Origin of the sequence: Bradyrhizobium sp. SZCCHNS3052, assembly GCF_032484495.1 — a bacterium.
GTDB lineage: Bacteria > Pseudomonadota > Alphaproteobacteria > Rhizobiales > Xanthobacteraceae > Bradyrhizobium.
On the sequence record NZ_JAUETB010000001.1, the window covers coordinates 135337 to 157300 of the forward strand.

Genomic DNA, 21964 nt, shown 5'->3' on the forward strand with positions numbered 1-21964 from the left:
CGATGGGGAAGCGGATCAGCTCGCGGCGGCCGGGACCAGCGTGCCGCCGATGCTGCGGGAATGGCCGCGGAATTCGGCGATCACCGTGTCGCCTGCCGTAACGCGGACATCATAGATGCCTGAGCGCCCGCTGCGGGATACCTCGTGCGCGCGAGCAAGCAGAACGTCGCCGAGCTTGCCGGGGCGGATGAAGCTGATGCTGCCCTGCGCCGCCACGGTGCGGTCGTTGTGCGAGTTGCAGGCAAAGGCGAAGGCGGAATCGGCCAGCGTGAAGATGAAGCCGCCATGGGCGATGCCATGGCCGTTGACCATGTGCGGCTGCACCGTCATCTGCAGCGTGGCGCGTCCGGGGCCGATCTCGACGATGTGCATGCCGAGCCCCTGGCTGGCGCGGTCGTCCTGCCACATGGCGTCGGCGCAGGCGCGGGCGAGAGCGTCGGCGGAAAGTGTCGCCACGCCGCTCACCGTGCGGCCTCCATGCATGCGCAATGCGTCGGCCACCCCTCAGGATGCGCTTCTGAAATCACGGCGTTCTCTCCCGTCGATGCTTGTTGGAACAAGCATTCTCATCTAGTTAGGTGCGACATCGTGGCAAATATTCTGCGCGCGTCAAGCGAAAGCGCTGCCTGCGCAACGCGCGTGTTGTCCGCAACCGGAAGGAATCCCGAACGTGCCCGAAGCCGCCAATCTGTCCATGATGGCCGGTCTCATGATCGGCCTGGTCTATGGCGTGGTGGGGCTGCTCAGCGGTTTCTGCATGATGAGCAGCCTGCGCGGCTGGTGGGCCGACGGCGACCGCCGGCTGGTGCGAACTTACGCCCTGGCGATGGGCATCGCCATCATCGCCACGCAGCTGCTCGCGGCCAACGGGGCCGTCGATCTCGGCAAGTCGATCTATCTGCAGCCGACGTTCTCGGTGCCAATGATGCTCTTGGGCGGTGTTCTGTTCGGCTACGGCATGGTGCTCGCCAACGGTTGCGGTTCGCGCGCGCTGGTGCTGCTCGGCCGCGGCAATCTGCGCTCCTTCGTCGTCGTGACCGTGCTCGCGATCGCGGCGGAGATGACGTTGAAGGGCCTGATCGCGCCGCTGCGCATCGCGCTGATGCAGGGCTCGCAGACCACGGCGACCGCGACGTCGCTGCCGGCTGTGCTGTCGGTCGGTGGCCTGCATGGTGCAGCGGCGCGGCTGCTGCCGGCCCTCGGGCTCGGCGGCGCGCTGATCGTCTTCGCCCTTGCGCATGCGCCATTCCGGCGCGCGCCCGGCCAGATGCTCGCCGGTCTCGTCGTCGGCCTGCTGATCGCGGCCGGCTGGTTCGCGACCGGCACTCTCGGCGCGGACGATTTCAACCCCGTGCCGGTCGCGTCCCTGACCTTCGTCGCGCCGATCGCCGATGCCCTGCAATACATCATGCTGTCGACCGGCTCGACTGCCAATTTCGGCATCGCCACCGTGGCCGGGGTGCTCGCCGGCAGCCTCGTCACCGCGGTGGCCACGCGGCGCTTCAGGCTCGAAGGCTTCCACTCTCCGCATCACATGCTGCGCTCGGTTGGCGGCGCCGCGCTGATGGGCATCGGCGGCGTGATGGCGCTGGGCTGCTCGGTCGGGCAGGGCCTGACGGGGCTGTCGACCCTGGCGCTGCCGTCCTTCGTCGCCATCGCGGGAATCTTCATCGGCACGGCGGCCGGCCTGCGCGGAGCGTTGCGCGTCAGGCCGTTGAAGAGCGAGCCGCAGGCGGCGCGTTAGTCTCATTGTGTCACGACCACCGTCATTCCGGGGCAATCGTCGATGCGAAGTCGCGAAGCGGCTGCGCGTCGGCGATTGAACCCGGAATCTCGACATTGCCGGAAATGGACGCAAGGCAATCTCGGGATTCCGGGTTCAAGGCCTCACGGCCTTGCCCCGGAATGACGGTGGTTTGACTCAGTCGAATGAGCTCACTCCGTCGCGCGCGTGACGATACGGATCTCCGACGTCAGCGTCCGGTGCACCGGGCATTTGTCGGCGATCTCCATCAGCTTCCTGCGCTGCTCCTGATCGAGCGCGCCGTCCAGGTGGATCTCGCGGTCGAGCTGATCGATCAGCCCGACCTTGGTCTCGCACTCCGCGCAGTCCTCCGCATGGATCTTGCTGTGGCGCAAGGTGACCGTGATGCGGTCGAGCGGCAGGAATTTGCGGTCGGCATAGAGCCGCATCGTCATCGAGGTGCAGGCGCCGAGCGCCGCGAGCAGGAGGTCGTAGGGGCCCGGGCCGGTGTCCTGGCCCCCGACCGAGAGCGGCTCGTCGGCGGTGAGATGATGCGGGCCGAGCGCGATGGCCTGCTGCAGCTTGCTCGACCGGGTCTCGCGCACGACCACGTCGCGCGGACCATCCGCGGGCGCCGGCTCGGCGGCCGCCGGCGCGACGTAACGGCCGGCCCAGCTCGCGATCACCTCGGCGATGTAGGCTGCGTCCTCCTTCCTGCTGATGAGATGATCAGCGTGATCGAGCGAGATGAAGCTCTTCGGATGCCTGGCGGCGACGAAGATCTTCGTCGCGTTGTCGATGCCGACGGTGTCGTCGACAGGCGAGTGCATCACCAGCAGCGCCTTGTGCAGATGTTTGACCCTGTCGAGCAGGCGCTGCTCGATGACGTCGTCGAGGAACGAGCTGCTGATGCGGAACGGACGGCCCGCGAGCGAGACCTCGGCCGAGCCGTCGCGGCGGATCGCCTCGAGGCTGTCCTTGAATAGCGCGGTGACGTGGCCCGGGTCGGAAGGCGCCGCGATCGTCACCACGGCTTTCGCATCGGGAATGTCGCCGGCGGCGGCCAGCACGGCGGCTCCGCCGAGGCTGTGGCCGATCAGGATCGCCGGCGCCTGTCGGGTCTCGCGCAGATGATTGGCGGCGCGGACGAGGTCGGCGACGTTGGAGGAGAACGTCGTATTGGCGAAGTCGCCTTCGCTGGAGCCCAGGCCGGTGAAGTCGAACCGCAGCACGGCGATGCCATGCGCCGTCAGCGCCATGGCGATGCGCCGCGCCGCATGCGTGTCCTTGCCGCAGGAGAAGCAATGCGCGAACAGCGCATAGGCCCGCGGCGCGCCATCGGGCAGATCGAGCGCCGCGGAGAGCTTGTCGCCGCCTGCGCCTTCAAACTGGAAACGTTCGGTCGGCATGATGTGGTCCCCCTCGTTTTGCCCGCTTGCGGCGGCTGCTCATGGGTTTACTCCGCCATGCCCAGCCTTGTCCCGGGCATCCACGTCGTTCCCAGCATGCCGAACGACGTGGATGGCCGGGACAGGCCCGGCCATGACGACGTGGAGAGAGACGATCGAACGAACTGCGACCGTCAAATGCGATAGCCTTGCGGGGCGGGGGAGGCCTCCCTCGCGCGCCGCGACGTAGCAATCATCACTCCCGCGGAGGCAGCAGCTCGATCTCCTGCTCGCCGCGGCGGATCGCTGTCGGCAGGTCCTGGGCGACGAGATTGGAAATCCATTGGATCAGCGTGGGAAGGCCTTCCTCCTTCGCGCGCCGGCGAAGCGGGGGCAGGTCGCGTTCGTGCGCGGTGCCGACCTTGATGTTGAGACGCTCATAAGGAATGTCGCCGTCCGGCGGCCGATATCGCGCATCGAACAGGCGCCTGCCGTGGCTGCGAACGAGGTGGATGCGAATGCCGCCGAGATCTCTTGCGGTCAGTGCGGCGAGGATGACGCTCGGCTTGAGAAGGTACCCATAGCCTTTGGGGATCTTGCCGGTTTCTGAAGTGAACTCCATGCTGAATCTCTGGCACGTTCGGATATCGCGGTGACCGCGCTTCGGGTCGGAAGCGATAGCATGCAGTCCGTAGGGTGGGCAAAGCGAAGCGTGCCCACCATTCTTTTCCCATTCAGCTTTATTCAGAACAGGCGAGGGTTGGCACGACGCTGCAAGCCTTTGCCCGCCCTACGGTCCTGTCGGCCCGTCAGTCCGAATAGCGCTGTTCGGCCCAGGGATCGCCGCGGTTGTGATAGCCGCGCACCTCCCAATAGCCGGGTCTGTCGGCCTCGAGAAACTCGATCGCCTTGAGCCATTTCGCGCTCTTCCAGAAATACAGATGCGGCACGACGACGCGCACGGGGCCGCCATGCTCTCCAGTCAACGGCGCGCCGGACCAGCTATGCGCGAGCAACGCATCCTCGGTCGCGAAGTCTTCGAGCGTCAGGTTCGTCGTGTAGCCGTCATAGGAATGCAGCACGACGAATTCAGCGCTGTCACGCGGCCGGCAGGCGGCGAGCAGGTCACGTGTGGCGAGCCCTTCCCATTGATTGTCGTAGCGCGACCAGGTCGTGACGCAGTGGATGTCGGAGACGAACTGGCGCTGCTCCTGGGCGAGGAAGGCGCGCATGTCCCAGAACAGCGGGTTCTCGACGGCGCCATAGACATCGAGTCGCCAGCGCTCTGATGTGACCGACGGTGTCAGGCCGAGGTCGAGCACCGGCCAGTCGCGGGTCAGATGCTGCCCCGGCGGCAGGCGCTGGTCCTCCGGCCTGATGATGCGGCCGGTCAGGAATTTGCCCTCGCGCGCCCAGCGTTCCTTGCTGCGGGTCAGCTTGCTCTCGGGCGGCAGGCTGGACTCGTCGGCCATCTCGACACCTCGTCAATTCGTGCGGGCTTTTTCGTGCGGGCTCATTCGTGCCGGTGCATCGCGGACGCATGCTTGGTGTCGCGCATGGTCGCATAGATCAGCAGCGACAGGAAGATCACGCCGGTGAGATAATAATAGAACCACGTCTCGTGCCCTATACTCTTGAAGTAGAGGGCGATCGCCGGCGCGGTGCCGCCGAACAGCGATACGGTGATTGCATAGGGCAGGCCGACACCGAGCGCGCGGACATTGGTCGGAAACAGCTCGGCCTTCACCACCGCATTGATCGAGGTGTAGCCCGCCGTGAAGATCCAGGCGCCGCAGATCAGCAGGAAAGCTGTGAACGGCTCCTTGGTGCCCTTCAGTACCGTCAGGATCGGGATCGTCGACAAGGTGCCGGCGACGCCGAAGAAGATCAGCAGCGGCTTGCGACCGATGCGGTCGGAGATCGCGCCATACAGCGGCTGCAGCACGCAGGCGAACAGCAGCGAGCCGAAGATCACCATCGTGGTCTGGTCCTCGGTGAGGCCGACCGAGAGCTTCACGAAGGTCTGCATGTAGGTGGTGAAGGTGTAGAACGCGGCGGTGCCGCCCGCGGTCAGGCCGACCACCAGCAGCAGCTCCCGCGGATATTTGAACAGGGCGGTGATCGAGCCGGAAGGGCCTACGGTCTTCTTGGCCTCCACGAAGGCTTCGGTCTCGTGCAGGTTCCGCCGCATCACCGCGACGAAGATTGCGAGGCCGGCACCGATCGCGAACGGAATGCGCCAGCCCCAGGCTCGCAATTCTTCCGGGGTCAGGAACACCTTCTGCAACAGCAAAAGCACGATGATCGCGGTGAGCTGCCCGCCGATCAGGGTGACATATTGGAAGCTCGAATAGAAGCCGCGATGCTTGGCGTCGGCGACCTCGGAGAGATAGGTGGCGCTGGCGCCATATTCGCCGCCGAGGCTGAGGCCTTCGATCACGCGGGCGAGCGCCAGGATGATCGGCGCGGCGATGCCGATGGTGGCATAGGTCGGTGTCACCGCGATGATCAGCGAGCCGAAGCACATGCAGAGCACCGAGACGGTCAGCGACAGCCGCCGGCCATGGTGATCGGCGAGATAGCCGAACAGCCAGCCGCCGAGCGGGCGCATCAGGAACGTCGCGGCGAACACGACAGCGGCGTTGAGCTGCTCGACCACCGGGTCCTTCGACGGAAAGAAGGCCGGCGCGAAGTACAGCGCGAACGCCGTATAGGCATAGAAATCGTACCACTCGACCAGGTTGCCGGCCGAGCCGATCAGGATCGCCTTGATGCGCCGCTCGACGTCGGTGAATGTGGTAGTGTCCGCGGCAGGCGGCAGCGCCTGGTCTGTCATATCCGGTCTCCGGCAAGCATGATTTGCGGCCCTTCTACGGCAGCCGCCCGGATTGCCAACAGCCGATAACGGACATGGGTCCCATGTTCAGAGCATGGAACTCGGCGGATGGCGGCCTTGAAAAAAAGCCCCGTTCGTCGGCCATCGCGCCACGAAAGCAAGTCCCGATCCTCATGGTGAGGAGCGCCGCAAGGCGCCTCTCGAACCATGAGGCCGCCGACCAAACTAGCCCTTCGGCGCGCGCGGATCGATCGGGGTCGAGCTGGCCACGCCAAGAACATCTTCCAGCAACTTGGCGCCGGCGAGCAGCTCGGCGTCGGCGCGCGGCGCCGCGATCATTTGCAGGCCGATCGGCAGGCCCGTTTCCGTGAAGCCGCAGGGCAGCGACAGGGCTGGGCAGCAGGCCAGCGTGATCGCATAGACGATGCCGAGCCATTGCACGTAGTTGTCGAACTTCTGCCCGGCGCATTCGGCGACGTAGCGGTTCTCGACCGGGAAGGGGGGCACGATGGTCGCCGGCGCCAGCAGCAGATCATACGTCTCGAAGAACTTCACCGCGCGCGCGGTGATCGCGATGCGCTGCGCCTCGGCGCGCGCGATCTGGGCGACCGTGAGCTTCAGCCCTTCCTCGATGTTCCAGATCACCTCGGGCTTGAGCAGGTCGCGCTTGGTGCGCAGCAGCTCCGCCTTGCTCATCGCGAAGTCGAGCGCGCGCAGCACGCGGAAGCATTCATGCGCCTCGCTGAAATCGGGATGCGCCTCCTCGACGATCACGCCGAGCTCGGCGAAGCGCTGCGCCGCCTTGCGGGTGACGGCAGCGACTTCGGGATCGACGGGCGTGATGCCGAGATCGGGCGAGTAGGCGACGCGGACCGGCTTCTGGCCGGAGCGCGCGGCGGCCGGGAACGACGTCGCAGGCGAGGGCAGCGAGATCGGATCCGCGACGTGCTCGCCGCTCATCGCGTCCAAGAGCAGCGCGAGGTCCGCGACGTTGCGGGCCATCGGGCCCTGGACGGCGAGATTGCGGTCGATGGTCACCGCCGGCGTATTCGCGACGCGGCCGAAGCTCGGGCGCAGGCCGACGATGCCGCAGAAGCTGGCGGGATTGCGCAGCGAGCCGCCCATGTCCGAGCCGTGCGCCAACCAGGCCATGCCGGTGGCGAGCGCCACCGCGGCGCCGCCGGAGGAGCCGGCCGCCGAGCGGGACGTGTCCCAGGGATTGCGCGTCGCGCCGAACACCTCGTTGAAGGTGTTGGCGCCGGCGCCGAACTCCGGCGTGTTCGACTTGGCGTAGATCACGCCGCCATTGGCTTCGAGATGCTCGACCATGAGATCGGAGCGTTCCGGAATCCGGTCCTTGAAGATCGGCGAGCCCTGGGTGGTGAGCACGCCGGCGACGTCGGTGAGATCCTTGATCGGCACGGGCAGCCCGGCCAGCACGCCGCGCTCGGCAGCCGGCTTCTGCATCAGCGCCTTGGCGTGATCGCGCGCGCGATCGAAGCACAGCGTCGGCAGCGCATTGACCTTGCCGTCGACGGCTGCGATGCGCGCTTCCAGCGCGTCGAGGCAATCCAGCGGCGTGACCTTGCCGGACTTCAACTTGTCGACGACGGCGCAGGCGCTCTCGCGGATCAATCCCTGGTCGGCCAAAGCTTAGTTCTCCTGATGGCAAGCGTCCCGGCGCTTCGCTGTAGATCACGTTTCGGCTGAGGTGGAAAGGTCGCGGCGATCAACCCCACCCTGCGCTGATGCCGCCATCGACGGTATAGATCACGCCGGAGGTGTAGCCGGCACGGTCCGAGGCCAGGAACGCCATCAGGTCGGCGATCTCGCTGACATGCGCGGGGCGGCCGAGCGGCAGGCTCTTCTGGAACTCCGTGTAGCGGCTCTCGTCGCCGAACAGGTCGCGGGCCCGCGTCTTCAACAGGGTGACGTGACGATCGGTGCCGACCGGCCCGGGATTGATGCCGACGACGCGGATGTTGTCGGCGAGGCTCTTGGAGCCGAGCGCGCGGGTGAAGGCCATCAACGCTGCATTGCCGGCGCTGCCGCAGATGTAGTTGGCGTCGAACTTCTCGCCGGCCGCGCCGATGTCGTTGATGATCACGCCGCCGCCGCGCGCCTTCATCTGGGCATAGACCAGCCGGGTCAGGTTGATGAAGCCGAACACCTTGAGGTCCCAGGCATGCCGCCAGGCCGCCTCGTCGATCTTGTCGATCGCGCCGCCCGGAATATCGCCGGCATTGTTGACGAGAATGTCGATGTCGGACGCCTCCTGCGCCAGCCGCGCGACGTCTTCGGATTTCCGCAGGTCCACCACATGCGCGGCTGCATCGATCTGGTGCTTCGATCGGAGCTGCTCGACCAGGGCGGAAAGGCGATCGCCGCTGCGCGCAGCGAGCCGGACGTGGCAGCCTTCCTCGGCAAAGGCTTCGGCCGCCGCGGCGCCGATTCCCTTGGACGCGCCGGTGATGAGAACGCGCTTGCCGCGCAGATGAAGGTCCATGGAGGCTCTCGCTGAGGGGAGGGAGACCGGATTGTCGGGCGCGTCAGCCATGCGGTCAATCTTGCACCGCAGCGTTGCGCTTCCCGGCCGTTTGGTCCATTCAGGCGATCGACAAATCAGCCTGGACAACCGGCGCCAACACTCAAGGATCCGCTCGATGAGCAAGAAGCCCTATCGCATCGCAGTCATTCCCGGCGACGGCATCGGCAAGGAGGTCATGCCCGAGGGCATCCGCGTGATCGAGGCCGCCGCCAAGAAGCATGGCGTCGCCGTGCAGTTCGACCATTTCGACTTCTCGAGCTACGACTACTACGAGAAGCACGGCCAGATGATGCCGGACGATTGGAAGGCGCAGATCGGCGGTCATGACGCGATCTATTTCGGCGCCGTCGGCTGGCCGGCCAAGATCGCGGACCACGTCTCGCTGTGGGGCTCGCTGATCAAGTTCCGCCGCGAGTTCGATCAGTACGTGAATCTCAGGCCCGTGCGGCTGATGCCCGGCGTGCCGTCGCCGCTGGCGGGCCGCAAGCCCGGCGATATCGATTTCTGGGTGGTGCGCGAGAACACCGAGGGCGAGTATTCCTCGGTCGGCGGCCGCATGTTTCCGGACACCGACCGCGAGTTCGTGACGCAGCAGACGGTGATGACCCGCACCGGCGTCGACCGCATCCTGAAGTTCGCCTTCGAGCTGGCACAGTCCAGGCCGAAGAAGCATCTGACCTCGGCGACCAAGTCCAACGGCATCTCGATCACGATGCCGTATTGGGACGAGCGCGTCGAGGCGATGGCGAAGAACTATCCGGGCGTGAAGTGGGACAAGTACCACATCGACATCCTCACCGCGAACTTCGTGCTGCACCCGGACTGGTTCGACGTCGTCGTCGGCTCCAACCTGTTCGGCGACATCCTGTCCGATCTCGGCCCGGCCTGCACCGGCACCATCGGCATCGCGCCGTCGGGCAACATCAACCCGGAGCGCTATTTCCCGTCGGTGTTCGAGCCGGTGCACGGCTCGGCGCCCGATATCGCGGGGCAGGGGATCGCCAATCCGATCGGCATGATCTGGTCGGGCGCGATGATGCTGGAGCATCTCGGCGAGAAGACCGCGGCGCAGTCGATCGTCGGCGCGATCGAGCGCACGCTGGCCGAGCGCACCTTGCGCACGCGCGATCTCGGCGGCAATGCCGACACGGTGGCGTGCGGCAAGGCGGTCGCGGAGATGGTGGATTAGGAACGCTGTTTGTCGTCGCTCCGGCGGACGCCGGGTTGCATAGCCACGGTTCGTAAGGCGGATTAGCGGAGCGTAACCTGCCTTACTCATCGTTGCTGGACGACGGCGGATTACGCTCCGCTAATCCGCCCTACGCGATTGCCACCGTCCGCTCTCGATCAATCACGCGGTATAGGTTGCCTGCGTTGGCCGGGACGACAGCGGTAGTTTAGGCGACAGCTCGACCAACAACGTCATTGCGAGGAGCGCAGCGACGAAGCAATCAGGGTCGCCGCGGGACTCTGGATTGCTTCGCTGCTGTTCAGCCCGGAGACATAGCTTACACCTGTTCGGGGACATAGTTGACAGTTTTGGGGTCGCGCAGATCAATCGCTGCGATCTGATGTGCGGCAAAGAAAATTCCGAACTTTCCGTCGGCACTGAGTGGCCGGATAGCCAGCCGCTCACCTCGGAAGGCTTGCGGGACTTTCCAGAGCCGCCCCTCGAAACTGACGTAGGCCTTCGTGCTCGACACGGAACGGATGCTCTCACCCTCGTCGTATTCGACGATCGGAAGCCGGTCTGGCATCGCACGTTGGCTCGGTTGATAGCGGCTTGCCGGCACGTCGAAGTTCAAGGCCTCGTGCGGCCGGTCGAGATTGTAGATGGAGCGCCATCCGTCGAGTGCCCGCTGGACATCGGGAAGATCACGGTAGCGCCTGAAGGCAAACACCTCGGCCTTCAGACTACGGTGGAAGCGTTCGTTCTTGCCGCGGCTCTGAGGATGGTAGGGCCGGCTGTGGATCGTTCGAACGCCGAGCTTCAGAAGCCAGACCGTCAACGCGGTCCAGGGGTCTTCGAGGGTAAATCCCCAGGGGCCACCATTGTCGACGAACATCGCATCCGGCAGTCCATAACGGCGGAACGTCGTCTCCAAATGTCCTTTGACCGTAGAGCCGCGCTCGTTGTCACAAGCCGCCAGGCACAACGAGAAGCGGGAGTGATCGTCCAACGCTGTCAGCGGATGACAGGACACACCGTTCTCCAGCGCACTGTGCCCCTTGAAGTCCATCTGCCACAGCTGATTGGGCGCATCCTTCTCGAACCGCGTGTAGGGCTGTCCGGGCGCGCCTGCAGGCTCGACCACTCGATCGTAGCGGCGCAGGATGGTGTGCACGGTAGATATCGCCGGGACAGCTTGACCATCACGCTCAAGACACCGTGCGAGCTTGCGCGCGCCCCAGGCCGGGTGAGCATCGCGCAATGCGACAATCTGCTGCTCGGTCGCAGCCGCGGTGCGCTCCGGACTTCGATGAGGCCGCCGCGACCGATCCGCCAGCGCCGTGTCCCCAGCGTCATGCCGCTGGATCCATTTGTAGCCCGTCTGAGGGCTGATGCCGAACCGCCGACACAGCTCCCGCCGGTTCGCCCCTTCCTGCTTGGCAAGCATCACAAACTCTCGTCGCTGGTCCATGACAGACACCTCTCGCCACGGCATCGCTCGCCCCTCTGCTTGACGAATCGAGCCGATTTTGAAGTGTCAACCATCTCCCCGAACACCCGTCAGCTATGTCCCCGGGCTGAACACTGCGCTCGCAATGACGGAGGAGAGAGCGTTTACTCTGTCGCCACCCGCCGGCAGTGCTCCCACGCGGCGTGGATCAGGTTTTCGCTCGCCTCCGGGGTGCGGAAGGCCGAGTGCGCGGACAGCGTCACGTTCGGGATCGTGGTCAGCACGTGACCGGCGGGCAGCGGCTCGGTGTTGAAGACGTCGAGGCCGGCGTGGCGGATGTGGCCGGAACGCAGGGCGTCGATCATCGCGGCCTCGTCGATGATGGCGGCGCGGGCGGTGTTCACGAAGATCACGCCCTTGCGCATCTGCGCGATGCGCTCGCGCGACAGGAAGCCGCGGGTCTCGTCGTTGAGCAGGAGGTGCAGCGAGACGACATGGCTCTGCTGCAGCAGCGTGTCGAGGTTGACGAAGTCGACGCCCGGATGGCTCTTCGGCGAGCGGTTCCAGGCGATCACCTTCATGCCGCTGCCCGACGCGATGCGCGCGACCTCGGCGGCGATGCCGCCGAAGCCGATCAGGCCGAGCGTCTTGCCGGTCAGCTGCATGCCGTCGTCGCGCAGCCAGTTGCCGGCGCGCATCTCGCGGTCCATCTGCGCGATGCCGCGCGCCGAGGCCCACATCAGCGCAATGGCGGCTTCGGCAACCGCCGTGTCGCCATAGCCCTTGATCAAATGCACGGTGATGCCGAGCTGGCTAAGCTCCTCGGGGTTCATGTAGCTGCGCGCGCCGGTGCCGAGAAAGACGACGTGCTTGAGGCCCTTGCACTGCTTCGCGACCTCGGTGGGCAGGGCGGTGTGATCGACCACGCCGATCTCGGCGCCGTCGAGGATCGCCGGCCAGTCCTCCGGCTTGATGTCGGGGTTGAGATGCACGCGCATCTCGGGATCGCCCGATTTGCGCTGCCGCTCGAAGATCTCGGCCAGCGAGTCGTTGGCGTCGATGAATACTCCGCGCACGGATACCTCCTAGTTGTCCTGCCTGGCTAGTGCGGCAACAGAGGCGAACTCCCTCCCCCCTTGTGGGGGAGGGTTGGGGAGGGGGTAGCCCCGGGCGACACCGCCGTTGTGGACCCCCACCCCCGACCCCTCCCCGCAAGGGGGAGGGGAGCCCAGCGTGCCCGCGCTATTCAGGCTTGTGATTGATCATTGATATTGGAGTAGATTGAAGCAGTAGATCACGACGCCACGCCCGCCAGCGACAGGACGGTGTGCAGCAGGACATTCGCGCCGGCGGCGCAGTCGGATTGCGTCGCGTCCTCGAGCTCGTTGTGGCTGATGCCGTCCTTGCAGGGCACGAACACCATGGCGGCCGGCATGATGGTGTTGAGGTTGCAGGCGTCGTGGCCGGCGCCGGAGGTGATGCGGCGGTGCGAATAGCCGAGCGTGCCGGCGGCGCGCTCGACGGCGTCGACCAGCTTCGGATCGAAATGCGTCGGCGGCTTGCGCCAGACCTGGTCGATCACGATCTCGACTTTGCGCTTCTTGGAAATCTCGTTCGCCGCCGCACGCAGGCTGGCATCGAGTGCGTCCAGCGTCTCGGCATTGGCGCTGCGGCAATCGATGGTGAAGGCGATCTCGCCGGGGATCACGTTGCGCGAGGGATTGGCGATGACGGCCTCGCCGATGGTCGCGACCGCGTTCGGCCCGAGCTTGAGCGCGATCTGCTCCAGGGTCAGCGCAAACTCCGACAGCGCCAGCAGCGCGTCGCGGCGCAGCGGCATCGGCGTCGAGCCGGCATGGCTCTCGAAGCCCGTGACCTTGCCGTCGTACCAGAACACGCCCTGGCCGTGGTCGACCACGCCGATGGTCTTGTTCTCGGCCTCCAGGATCGGACCCTGCTCGATGTGCAGCTCGACGAAACCGGAGAATTTCTGCGTGCCGACGGCCGTCGCGCCGCGATAGCCGATCTCGTCCAGCGCCGCGCCCACGGTCATGCCTGCGGCATCTGTCCGCGACAAAATGTCCTCGACCGTGAAGTCGCCGACATAGGCGGCCGAGGCCATCATGGCCGGCGCGAAGCGCGAGCCTTCCTCATTGGTCCAGTTGACGATGCACAGCGGCGCGTCGGTCTCGATGCCGGCGTCGTTGAGGGTGCGGATCACCTCCAGCGCGCCGAGCGTGCCCAGAATGCCGTCGAACTTGCCGCCCGTGGGCTGGGTGTCGAGATGCGAGCCGAGCCCGACCGGCGGCTTCGCCATGTCGCGCCCCTTGCGAAGTGCAAACATCGAGCCGAGCGTGTCGACGCGCACTTCGAGCCCGGCATCCTCGCAGGCTTTCCGGAACCAGTCGCGGACCTGCTTGTCCTCCTGGCTCAGGGTCAGCCGCCGCACGCCGCCCTTCGGCGTGGCGCCGAACCTGGCGGTCTCGTGGATGCTGTCCCAGAGGCGGGCGGAATCGATCTGCAGATTGGTGACGGCGCGGCTCATGCTTGAATTCCCTGTACTCCGGCATCCTGTCCATCGCGCGCCGCGACGAGCCCGTCAACCGATGCAGAGGGATGGCTGGCCGTCTGCGCCGTCCGGACTGCGAGCTCGGCGACGCGCTCGATCGCGATCATCTCGGGCGACGACAGCCAGCTAGCGGTGAAGGTCAGCGGTGGAATCCTCAGGTCCGTCTTCAACTCCTGCAGGCGGCCGCTCTCGATCTCGTTGGCGACGATCGCGGCCGGAATGACGGCGACGCCGAGCCCCTCGACCGCCATGTGGATCACGGTCGCCAGCGAGGCGCTGGCGTGCAGCCGCATCGGCGGCAGATGCGGGCGGTTGAACAGCGAACGCACGTTGTCATAGGGCTGGGTGTTGCGCGGAAAGGTGATGATCGGAAACCGCGCCATCTGCTCGGCGGTGACCACGCCCGTGCCGAAGCCGAGGGCAGGGCTGGCGAGGAAGCTGATCGGATAGTCGCACAGCACGCGGCTGCGGATGCCGGACTCGGAGGGCGCGCCCAGCGCGAAGGCGAGCTCGATCTCCTGCGCCAGCAGCCGCGCGTGCAGATGGGGCGTGACGTCGACCTCGATCTCCAGCGACAGATTCGGATAGCTCTCGTTGACGCTCTTGATCAGCCGCGGCAGCCAGTCGTGCACGATGGTCTCGGCGACGCCGAGCCGGAGCACGCCGCGCATCGCCGAGCGGTCGCCGACCTCGGCCAGCATCTCCGCGCGCAGGCCGATCAGCTTCTCGGCATAGACCAGCATCTGCCGGCCGCTCGCGGTCGGGGACGCCACGCGATGATCGCGGTTGAGCAGCTTGACGCCGAGCTCGCGCTCGAGCTGGGCGATGCGCTGGGAGATGGCGGGCTGGGTCGTATTGAGGCGCTGCGCCGCGCCGCGGAAGCTGCCAAGCTTCACGACCCAGAGGAAGGTCTCGATGGAACGGAAATCCAGCATCGCGCCCCGCTCGGATCAATTTGTCTTATCGATCCTGATTAAAAACGAAGATTAGACTTTATAGCATGGCTGATGTTCAGTGAGTTTGTCGAGATATTAGGCAAGTGGCACAAATGACTGTTTCTGCGGCAGTGCAGCAATCAGCCGGCGAGACGGATCTTCTCCCGAGCCATCGGGCCCGCCTGGATTATCGCGCGGGCAGGGGCTGGAGCACGGCGGGCGTCGCCCACGGCTTCGTCCAGGGCAATCTGGCTGTTATCCCCGAGCAGTACGCCGGCGCCTTCCACCGCTTCTGCCAGCTCAACCCGAAGCCGTGCCCGATCATCGGCATGTCCGATCCGGGCAATCCGCACATTCCGGCGCTCGGCGCCGATCTCGACATCCGCACCGACGTGCCGCGCTATCGCGTCTGGCGCGATGGCGAGATGGTCGAGGAGCCGACCGATCTCATGGCGCATTGGCGCGACGACCTCGTCGCCTTCGTGCTCGGCTGCTCGTTTTCCTTCGAGGAGGCGCTGATGGCCGACGGCCTGCCGATCCGCCACATCGAGCAGGGCTGCCGCGTGCCGATGTATCGCACCAACATCGCCTGCACGCCGTCGGGGCCGTTCGCGGGGCCGATGGTGGTGTCGATGCGTCCGTTCAAGCCGGCGCAGGCGATCCGCGCGGTGCAGATCACGACGCGCTTTCCCGCCGTGCACGGCGCGCCGGTGCATCTCGGCCATCCCGACCAGATCGGCATCGCCGACATCAGCAAGCCGGACTACGGTGACCCGGTGCCGGTTGGCGCCGACGAAATTCCTGTCTTCTGGGCCTGCGGGGTGACGCCGCAGGCGGTCATCGCTGCGGCCAGGCTGCCCTTCGCCATCACCCACGCACCGGGCCTGATGCTGATCACCGATCTCAAGAACAAGGATCTCGCCGTCCTCTAATCAGGCAGCCATGCTGCTCATTGAGCCTTTACCGTCGACCTCAACCGCTTCATCGATGCGCTTTCATCAGAGGATCTTGCCATGACCATCACGCGCCGAAACGTCCTGCTTGGAGCCACCGCCGCCGCTGCGCTCGGTCCGATCGCCGCCCGCGCCCAGACGTCGGAAGTGAAGATCGGCGTCATCTATCCGTTCTCCGGCGCCAGCGCCCAGATCGGCGTCGACGCGCAGCGGGCGTTCGAGACGGCGGCCGAGATCATCAACGGCAAGTTCGACTACGACCTGCCGCTGGCCCGTACCGAGGGTCTGCCGGGCCTCGGCGGCGCCAAGATCAAGCTGGTGTTCGCCGATCACCAGGCCGACCCGCAGAAGGGCCGCGCCGAGGCCGAGCGCCTGATCACCCAGGAGAAGGTCGCAGCCGTCATCGGCTCCTATCAGAGCGCCGTCGCGGTGACGGCGAGCCAGATCTGCGAGCGTTACCAGATTCCGTATCTGTCGGCCGACAATTCCTCGCCGAGCCTGCATCGCCGCGGCCTGAAGTATTATTTCCGCGCCGCCCCGCATGACGAGATGTTCTCGCAGGCGATGTTCGACTTCTTCGACGCGATGAAGAAGAAGGGCACCAAGATCGACACGCTAGCCCTGTTCCACGAGGACACCATCTTCGGCACCGATTCGAGCAATGCCCAGCTCAAGCTCGCCAACGAGCGCGGCTACAAGATCGTCGCCGACATCAAGTACCGCGCCAACTCGCCGTCGCTGTCGGCCGAGGTGCAGCAGCTCAAGGCCGCCAATGCCGACGTGCTGATGCCGTCGAGCTACACCACGGACGGCATCCTGCTGGTCAAGACCATGGCCGAGCTCGGCTACAAGCCGAATGCGATCGTGGCGCAGGACGCCGGCTTCTCCGAGAAGGCGCTGTATGACGCGGTCGGCGACAAGCTCGAAGGCGTGATCTCGCGCGGCTCGTTCTCGCTCGACCTCGCCGCCAAGCGGCCGATGGTCGGCAAGATCAACGACATGTTCAAGGCCAAGTCGGGCAAGGACTTCAACGACTACTCGTCGCGCCAGTTCATGGGCCTGATCGTGATGGCCGACGCCATCAACCGCGCCAAGTCCACCGACGGCGAGAAGATCCGCGACGCGCTGGCCGCGACCGACATGCCGGGCGAGCAGACCATCATGCCGTGGAAGCGGGTGAAGTTCGACGAGAACGGCCAGAACAACGACGCCGATCCGGTGCTGCTGCAATATGTCGGCGGCAAGTTCGTCACCATCTTCCCGACCCAGGCCGCGGTGGCCCAAGCCACCTGGCCGATGAAGTAAGCGTCTTCGGCCCGAGGGGCGGGGAGACCATGGCGGAGCATCTGTCGTGCTCCGTCATTGCGAGGAGCGCAGCGACGAAGCAATCCAGGGGCCGCAAAGAAGGTCTGGATTGCTTCGCTTCGCTCGCAATGACGGGGAGCAAGTGAAGTGACAGCAGAAACAATCATCCAAAGTCTCGCCAGCGGCCTCTTGATGGGCCTGCTCTACGGGCTGATCGCCGTTGGCCTGGCGCTCATCTTCGGCCTGATGGACGTCGTGAACTTCGCCCACGGCGAGTTCCTGATGATCGCGATGTACGCGACCTTCTTCCTGTTCGCGTATTTCGCGCTCGATCCGCTGCTGTCGGCGCCGATCGTCGCCGCTGCTCTCTTCGTGTTCGGCGCGGTGGTCTATCTTCTGATTGTCAGATTTGCGGTCAGGGCGAAGGCCAATACCGGCATGGTGCAGATCTTCTCCACCTTCGGCCTTGCGGTGCTGATGCGCGGTGTCGCGCAGTACTTCTTCACCCCTGACTATCGCAGCATTCCGCACTCCTGGCTGGGCGGCAAGACGATCTCGATCGCCGGCATCTATCTGCCGCAGCCGCAGCTGGTCGGTGCCCTCATTGCGATCGCCGCCTTCGCCGGCCTGTACTTCTTCATCCACCGCACCGATTTCGGCCGCGCGCTGGAGGCGACGCGTGAGGATGCCGGCGCGGTGGCGCTGGTCGGCATCGACAAGAACAAGGTGTTCGCACTCGGCTGGGGCCTTGGTGCGGCGCTGGTCGGCCTTGCCGGTGCGGTCATGGCGATCTTCTTCTATGTCTTTCCCGACGTCGGCGCGTCGTTCGCGACCATCGCCTATGTGACGGTGGCGCTCGGCGGCTTCGGCAGCGTATTCGGCGCCTTTGCCGGCGGCATCGTGGTGGGCCTCGTCGAGGCCATCACCACGCTGATCCTGCCGCCGTCGCTGAAGACTGTCGGAATCTACGGGGTCTATCTCCTCGTCGTCTTCATCCGCCCGCGCGGCCTGTTCGGATCGATCTGATGGACAAGGCATTCATCCAACGCCGTCGGCGCGACCTCGTCCTCGCCGCCTTCCTTGCGGCCATCGCCGCCGTCGTGCCGTTCTTCGTCAAGGACGTCTACGTCCAGAACATCATGGTGCTCACCCTGATGTACGCGGCGCTGTCGCAGAGCTGGAACATCCTGTCCGGCTATTGCGGCCAGATCTCGCTCGGGCACGCGCTGTATTTCGGGCTCGGGGCCTACACCACCGCAATTCTGTTCACCAAGTTCGGCGTGCTGCCGTGGTTCGGCATGCTCGCCGGCGGTCTGATCTCGGCGCTGATCGCCATGGCGCTCGGCTATCCCTGCTTCCGGCTCGGCGGCCATTACTTCGTCATCGCAACCATCGTCATCGCCGAGATCACGCTGCTCTTGTTCCAGAACTGGGATTGGGCGGGGGCGGCACTCGGCATCGACATTCCGGTGCGGCGTGACTCGTGGCTGACCTTCCAGTTCACCCGCTCCAAGCTGCCGTACTTCTACTTTGCGCTCGTGCTCGCCTGCGTCGCCTGGTTCGTGACCTGGTGGCTGGAGGATTCGAAGTGGGGCTATTGGTGGCGCGCGGTGAAGGACAATCCGGTCGCCGCCGAGAGCCTCGGCGTCGACGTGTTCAACTCCAAGATGGGCGCGGCGGCCGTCTCGGCCTTCCTGGTCGCGATCGGCGGCAGCTTCTATGCGCAGTTCGTGTCCTACATCGATCCTGAAAGCGTGATGGGATTCCAGTTCTCGCTCTTGATGGCGCTCCCGGCCGTGCTCGGCGGCATCGGCACGCTGTGGGGACCGATGCTGGGCGCGGTCATCCTGATCCCGCTGACCGAGCTGACCCGCTCCTTCATCGGCGGCTCCGGCCGCGGCGTCGACCTGATCGTGTATGGCGGCCTGATCGTTGCGATCTCGCTGGCGCGGCCGCAAGGTCTGGTCAGCCTGTTCTCCCGCAAGCCGAAGCCGGCCGCAAATCCGGTGCGAGAGGCGGTGGCGTCATGACCGCGCTGCTGGAAACCCGCAACATCACCCAGCGCTTCTCGGGCCTGACGGCGAACTCCGACGTCTCGATCTCGGTCGGGCGCGGCGAGATCGTTGGCCTGATCGGTCCGAACGGCGCCGGCAAGTCGACCTTGTTCAACCTGATCGCCGGTGCGTTCAAGCCGACCGAAGGCGCCATCATCTTCAACGGCGAGGACGTCACCGCGCTGCCAGCCGCCGAGCGCTGCCAGCGCGGCATCGGCCGCACCTTCCAGGTGGTGAAAAGCTTCGAAAGCATGACGGTGATCGAGAACGTCATCGTCGGCGCGCTCGTCCGCACCACCAACATGCGCGAGGCGCGGCGGAAGGCGCATGAGGTCTTGGAGTTCTGTGGCCTCGGCGCCCGCGCCGATGTGCTCGCCAGCGATCTCGTGCCTTCGGAGAAGCGGCGCCTGGAAGTGGCGCGTGCGCTCGCCACTGAGCCGAAGCTGCTGCTGCTCGACGAGGTCCTGACCGGCCTGACGCCGGTCGAGTCACAAAAGGGCGTCGAGCTCGTGCGCCGCGTGCGCGACACCGGCATCACGGTGCTGATGGTCGAGCATGTCATGGAGATCGTGATGCCGCTGGTCGATCGCGCCATCGTGCTCGATCTCGGCAAGGTGCTGATCGAAGGCAAGCCCACGGACGTCGTCCGCGATCCCAAAGTCATTTCCGCCTATCTCGGAGACCGCCATGCTGTCGGTGCGTGACGTCACCACCGCCTATCAGGGCCTGGTTGCGATCTCGAATATCTCGATCAATGTCGAGAAGGGCGAGATCGTCTGCGTCGCCGGCGCCAATGGCGCGGGCAAGTCGACCTTGTTGAAGTCGATCGCCGGGGCCGAGCGGCCGCGTGCGGGCAGCATCACCTTCGACGGCAGCCGCATCGACGGCATGGCGCAGCACCTGATCACGGCCAGGGGCATCGCCTATGTGCCGGAGAACCGCCGGCTGTTCCCGCGGCTCTCGGTGCGCGACAATCTGCGGCTCGGCAGCTATCTCTATCGCGGCGAGGCCAACCGCGAGGAGCCGCTCGACTTCGTATTCACACTGTTTCCGCGGCTGTCCGAGCGGCTCGAGCAGCGCGCCGAGACCTTGTCCGGCGGCGAGCAGCAGATGCTGGCGATCGGCCGCGCTCTGATGACCCGGCCGCGGCTTCTGATGCTCGACGAGCCGTCGCAGGGCATCATGCCGAAGCTGGTCGACGAGATCTTCCAGGCCGTCAAGCGCATCCGCGACGCCGGCATGACCGTGCTGATCGTCGAGCAACGCATGGCCGAATGCCTGGAGATCGCCGACCGCGCCTACATCCTCCAGACCGGCCGTGTGCTGATGCAGGGCACGTCGGCGGAGATCAGCGGCAACAAGGACGTGCGGAAGGCGTATTTGGGGCTGTGAGGCGATATGTTCAATTGCCTGCTCTGCGTCGTTGTGTTCGCGGCGCGTAGCGAAGCCATCTAGAGTCCCGTCCGAGGCCCCTGGATCGCGTCGCTGCGCTCGCGATGACAGCGTTCGTGGAAGGCGCGGTGTCCGCCACAACCGTCATTGCGAGCGCAGCGAAGCAATCCAGGGCCACTTGATCGGTTTACGTTGAGATTCGACTCAGATCAGCGTCTCGTAAAGATCGAGCCATTGCGGGTTGAGCGCTTCGACCAGCAATAGCTTCTTCTTGCGGCTGCCGGACTTGATCTGCTTCTCGCGTTCGATGGCGGCGATCATCGTTTCGTGCGGCTCGTACCAGACCAGGAGCTTGCAGGCGTAGGTCTTGGTGAAGCCGGGGACCAGGCCCTCGCGATGCTCGTAAGCCCGCTTGGGTAGGTCGCTCGTGACGCCAACGTAGAGCGTTCCGTTGCGGCCGCTTGCCACGATGTACACGTGAGGCCATTTCATCAGCACACCCAACATATCAAGCGGGGCGGGAGAGTATAACTTGGAATCTTTGCTGCAGCCCCCGGATCGCTTCGCTGCGCTCGCGATGACGGAGTATGTGGGATATGCTGTGCCCGCCACAACCGTCATTGCGAGCGCAGCGAAGCAATCCAGGGGCCAAGGCAAAGGTCTCTTTGGCTAAGATGTCGAGCAACAGCGGCGACTGTTCGGCCAGCCGCCGCGGCTACACCATCCCCTTGCCGGCATCCGAGCCTTGCCGTCGCTGGCGGGCCTGCAGGACCAGGATCACCGACAGCGCGGCGAAGATCACGACGAAGGACACCGCCGATGTCAGCGTGCCCAGCGCGTAGATGTCGGGCTTGGTGACGGTCGTCGTCAGGCCCTGCAATTCCAGCGGAAGCGTATTCACCGAGCCGATCGCCTGGCTGGAGCGGGCGAGTTCGTCCCAGGACAGGGTGAAGCCGAACAGGCCGATGCCGACAACGGATGGCAGGATGATCGGCAGCACGACGTGGCGGAAGGTCTGCCAGGGCGTGGCGCCGAGGTCGCGTGCGGCTTCCTCCAGCCGGCCGTCGAAGCGGTTGAAGATCGCGAACATGATCAGGAGTCCGAACGGCAAGGTCCAGGTCAGATGCGCGCCGAGGCCCGAGGTGAACAGGCCCATCGCGGTGGTGTAGCCGTCTGCGAGCCAGCCGAGCCCGACATCGGCGCCGTGCTTGTTGACGAAGTCGTCGATCAGCCGGAACTCCAGCGCGATGCCGAGCGAGGTGATGATCGAGGGCATGATCAGGCTGGCGATCGCTGTGTAGAACAGGATCGGGGCGCCACGGAACGGCTTGCGGAACGCCATGCCGGCCGCGACCGACAGCACCACCGTGATTACCATTACCACCAGGCCGAGCGCCAGCGAGCGCTTGAAGGCGGCGCCGATGTCGACGATGCCGCCGCCGGAGAACACCTTGCCGAACCAGGTCAGCGACACGCCGTTCATCGGAAACGTCAGGCCGCCATCCGGTCCTTGGAACGACAGGATGTAGATCGCGATCATCGGCCCGTACAGGAACAGCACATAGGCTGCGAAGAAGGCCGCAAGGATGTAGAAGGAGCGGGGGCGCTTGTCTCCCATC

At 65.5% G+C, this 21964-nt stretch carries 21 protein-coding genes; 8 read left to right on the top strand and 13 right to left on the bottom strand.

The window, feature by feature from the left end; translation table 11 throughout:
* Nucleotides 1-15: 15 nt before the first annotated feature.
* Entirely contained in the window at nucleotides 16-465 is a 450-nt protein-coding gene (gene paaI, locus QX073_RS00600) for a hydroxyphenylacetyl-CoA thioesterase PaaI (RefSeq protein WP_315754681.1), read from the bottom strand.
* 232 nt (nucleotides 466-697) lie between these two features.
* Here paaI and QX073_RS00605 point away from each other — a divergent pair, with 232 nt between their 5' ends.
* Complete coding sequence (locus QX073_RS00605; RefSeq protein ID WP_316225578.1) at nucleotides 698-1744, top strand: YeeE/YedE family protein; 1047 nt, start codon at nucleotides 698-700, stop codon at nucleotides 1742-1744.
* 191 nt (nucleotides 1745-1935) lie between these two features.
* Here QX073_RS00605 and QX073_RS00610 read toward each other — a convergent pair whose 3' ends face one another.
* From QX073_RS00610 to QX073_RS00635, 6 genes are all read right to left on the bottom strand, one after another.
* The gene (locus QX073_RS00610) at nucleotides 1936-3153 is read right to left on the bottom strand and encodes a bifunctional alpha/beta hydrolase/OsmC family protein (protein ID WP_316225151.1); all 1218 of its coding nucleotides are present in this window, start codon (nucleotides 3151-3153) and stop codon (nucleotides 1936-1938) included.
* 235 nt (nucleotides 3154-3388) lie between these two features.
* Nucleotides 3389-3754 carry a hypothetical protein gene (locus QX073_RS00615; RefSeq protein ID WP_315826382.1) on the bottom strand — a complete coding sequence of 122 codons (366 nt, stop codon included), beginning with the start codon at nucleotides 3752-3754 and terminating at the stop codon, nucleotides 3389-3391.
* 187 nt (nucleotides 3755-3941) lie between these two features.
* A complete protein-coding gene (locus tag QX073_RS00620) occupies nucleotides 3942-4604 on the bottom strand; it encodes a sulfite oxidase-like oxidoreductase (RefSeq protein ID WP_315715778.1) in 663 nt (220 codons plus the stop codon).
* Between the two features lie 41 nt (nucleotides 4605-4645).
* Nucleotides 4646-5968, bottom strand: a complete 1323-nt coding sequence (locus QX073_RS00625) for an MFS transporter (protein WP_315754675.1) — start codon at nucleotides 5966-5968, stop codon at nucleotides 4646-4648.
* A 225-nt stretch (nucleotides 5969-6193) separates the two neighbouring features.
* Nucleotides 6194-7618 carry an amidase gene (locus QX073_RS00630; RefSeq protein ID WP_316225153.1) on the bottom strand — a complete coding sequence of 475 codons (1425 nt, stop codon included), beginning with the start codon at nucleotides 7616-7618 and terminating at the stop codon, nucleotides 6194-6196.
* A 79-nt stretch (nucleotides 7619-7697) separates the two neighbouring features.
* A complete protein-coding gene (locus QX073_RS00635; RefSeq protein WP_316225155.1) occupies nucleotides 7698-8474 on the bottom strand; it encodes an SDR family oxidoreductase in 777 nt (258 codons plus the stop codon).
* 157 nt (nucleotides 8475-8631) lie between these two features.
* On the opposite strand from QX073_RS00635, the gene QX073_RS00640 reads away from it, so the two are divergent.
* Nucleotides 8632-9705, top strand: a complete 1074-nt coding sequence (locus QX073_RS00640) for a tartrate dehydrogenase (RefSeq protein ID WP_316225157.1) — start codon at nucleotides 8632-8634, stop codon at nucleotides 9703-9705.
* Nucleotides 9706-10024: 319 nt separating this feature from the next.
* Here QX073_RS00640 and QX073_RS00645 read toward each other — a convergent pair whose 3' ends face one another.
* The 4 genes from QX073_RS00645 to QX073_RS00660 form a co-directional block, all read right to left on the bottom strand.
* On the bottom strand, nucleotides 10025-11182 hold the full coding sequence (locus QX073_RS00645) for an IS481 family transposase (RefSeq protein WP_316171311.1): 1158 nt from the start codon (nucleotides 11180-11182) through the stop codon (nucleotides 10025-10027).
* Nucleotides 11183-11301: 119 nt separating this feature from the next.
* Nucleotides 11302-12213 (bottom strand): NAD(P)-dependent oxidoreductase, encoded by a 912-nt coding sequence (locus tag QX073_RS00650; protein ID WP_315749149.1) that lies wholly within the window; start codon nucleotides 12211-12213, stop codon nucleotides 11302-11304.
* A gap of 218 nt (nucleotides 12214-12431) precedes the next feature.
* Entirely contained in the window at nucleotides 12432-13682 is a 1251-nt protein-coding gene (locus tag QX073_RS00655) for a Zn-dependent hydrolase (RefSeq protein ID WP_316225160.1), read from the bottom strand.
* A complete protein-coding gene (locus QX073_RS00660; RefSeq protein ID WP_315715785.1) occupies nucleotides 13679-14641 on the bottom strand; it encodes a LysR family transcriptional regulator in 963 nt (320 codons plus the stop codon). The genes QX073_RS00655 and QX073_RS00660 overlap by 4 nt, the downstream gene beginning before the upstream one ends.
* Nucleotides 14642-14754: 113 nt before the next feature.
* On the opposite strand from QX073_RS00660, the gene QX073_RS00665 reads away from it, so the two are divergent.
* The 6 genes from QX073_RS00665 (at nucleotide 14755) to QX073_RS00690 (ending at nucleotide 20345) form a co-directional block, all read left to right on the top strand.
* Nucleotides 14755-15573, top strand: a complete 819-nt coding sequence (locus tag QX073_RS00665; RefSeq protein ID WP_316225162.1) for a putative hydro-lyase — start codon at nucleotides 14755-14757, stop codon at nucleotides 15571-15573.
* Nucleotides 15574-15654: 81 nt separating this feature from the next.
* On the top strand, nucleotides 15655-16899 hold the full coding sequence (locus tag QX073_RS00670) for an ABC transporter substrate-binding protein (RefSeq protein ID WP_315715787.1): 1245 nt from the start codon (nucleotides 15655-15657) through the stop codon (nucleotides 16897-16899).
* A gap of 147 nt (nucleotides 16900-17046) precedes the next feature.
* Nucleotides 17047-17925 carry a branched-chain amino acid ABC transporter permease gene (locus QX073_RS00675; protein WP_315715789.1) on the top strand — a complete coding sequence of 293 codons (879 nt, stop codon included), beginning with the start codon at nucleotides 17047-17049 and terminating at the stop codon, nucleotides 17923-17925.
* A complete protein-coding gene (locus QX073_RS00680) occupies nucleotides 17925-18929 on the top strand; it encodes a branched-chain amino acid ABC transporter permease (protein WP_316202274.1) in 1005 nt (334 codons plus the stop codon). The genes QX073_RS00675 and QX073_RS00680 overlap by 1 nt, the downstream gene beginning before the upstream one ends.
* Entirely contained in the window at nucleotides 18926-19657 is a 732-nt protein-coding gene (locus QX073_RS00685; RefSeq protein ID WP_316202273.1) for an ABC transporter ATP-binding protein, read from the top strand. The genes QX073_RS00680 and QX073_RS00685 overlap by 4 nt, the downstream gene beginning before the upstream one ends.
* Nucleotides 19641-20345, top strand: a complete 705-nt coding sequence (locus QX073_RS00690; RefSeq protein ID WP_316225163.1) for an ABC transporter ATP-binding protein — start codon at nucleotides 19641-19643, stop codon at nucleotides 20343-20345. The genes QX073_RS00685 and QX073_RS00690 overlap by 17 nt, the downstream gene beginning before the upstream one ends.
* A gap of 204 nt (nucleotides 20346-20549) precedes the next feature.
* Here the strand turns inward: QX073_RS00690 and QX073_RS00695 are convergent, their stop codons facing one another.
* Nucleotides 20550-20837 carry a GIY-YIG nuclease family protein gene (locus QX073_RS00695; protein WP_316225164.1) on the bottom strand — a complete coding sequence of 96 codons (288 nt, stop codon included), beginning with the start codon at nucleotides 20835-20837 and terminating at the stop codon, nucleotides 20550-20552.
* 223 nt (nucleotides 20838-21060) lie between these two features.
* Complete coding sequence (locus tag QX073_RS00700) at nucleotides 21061-21963, bottom strand: ABC transporter permease (RefSeq protein ID WP_316225165.1); 903 nt, start codon at nucleotides 21961-21963, stop codon at nucleotides 21061-21063.
* Nucleotide 21964: the final 1 nt, after the last annotated feature.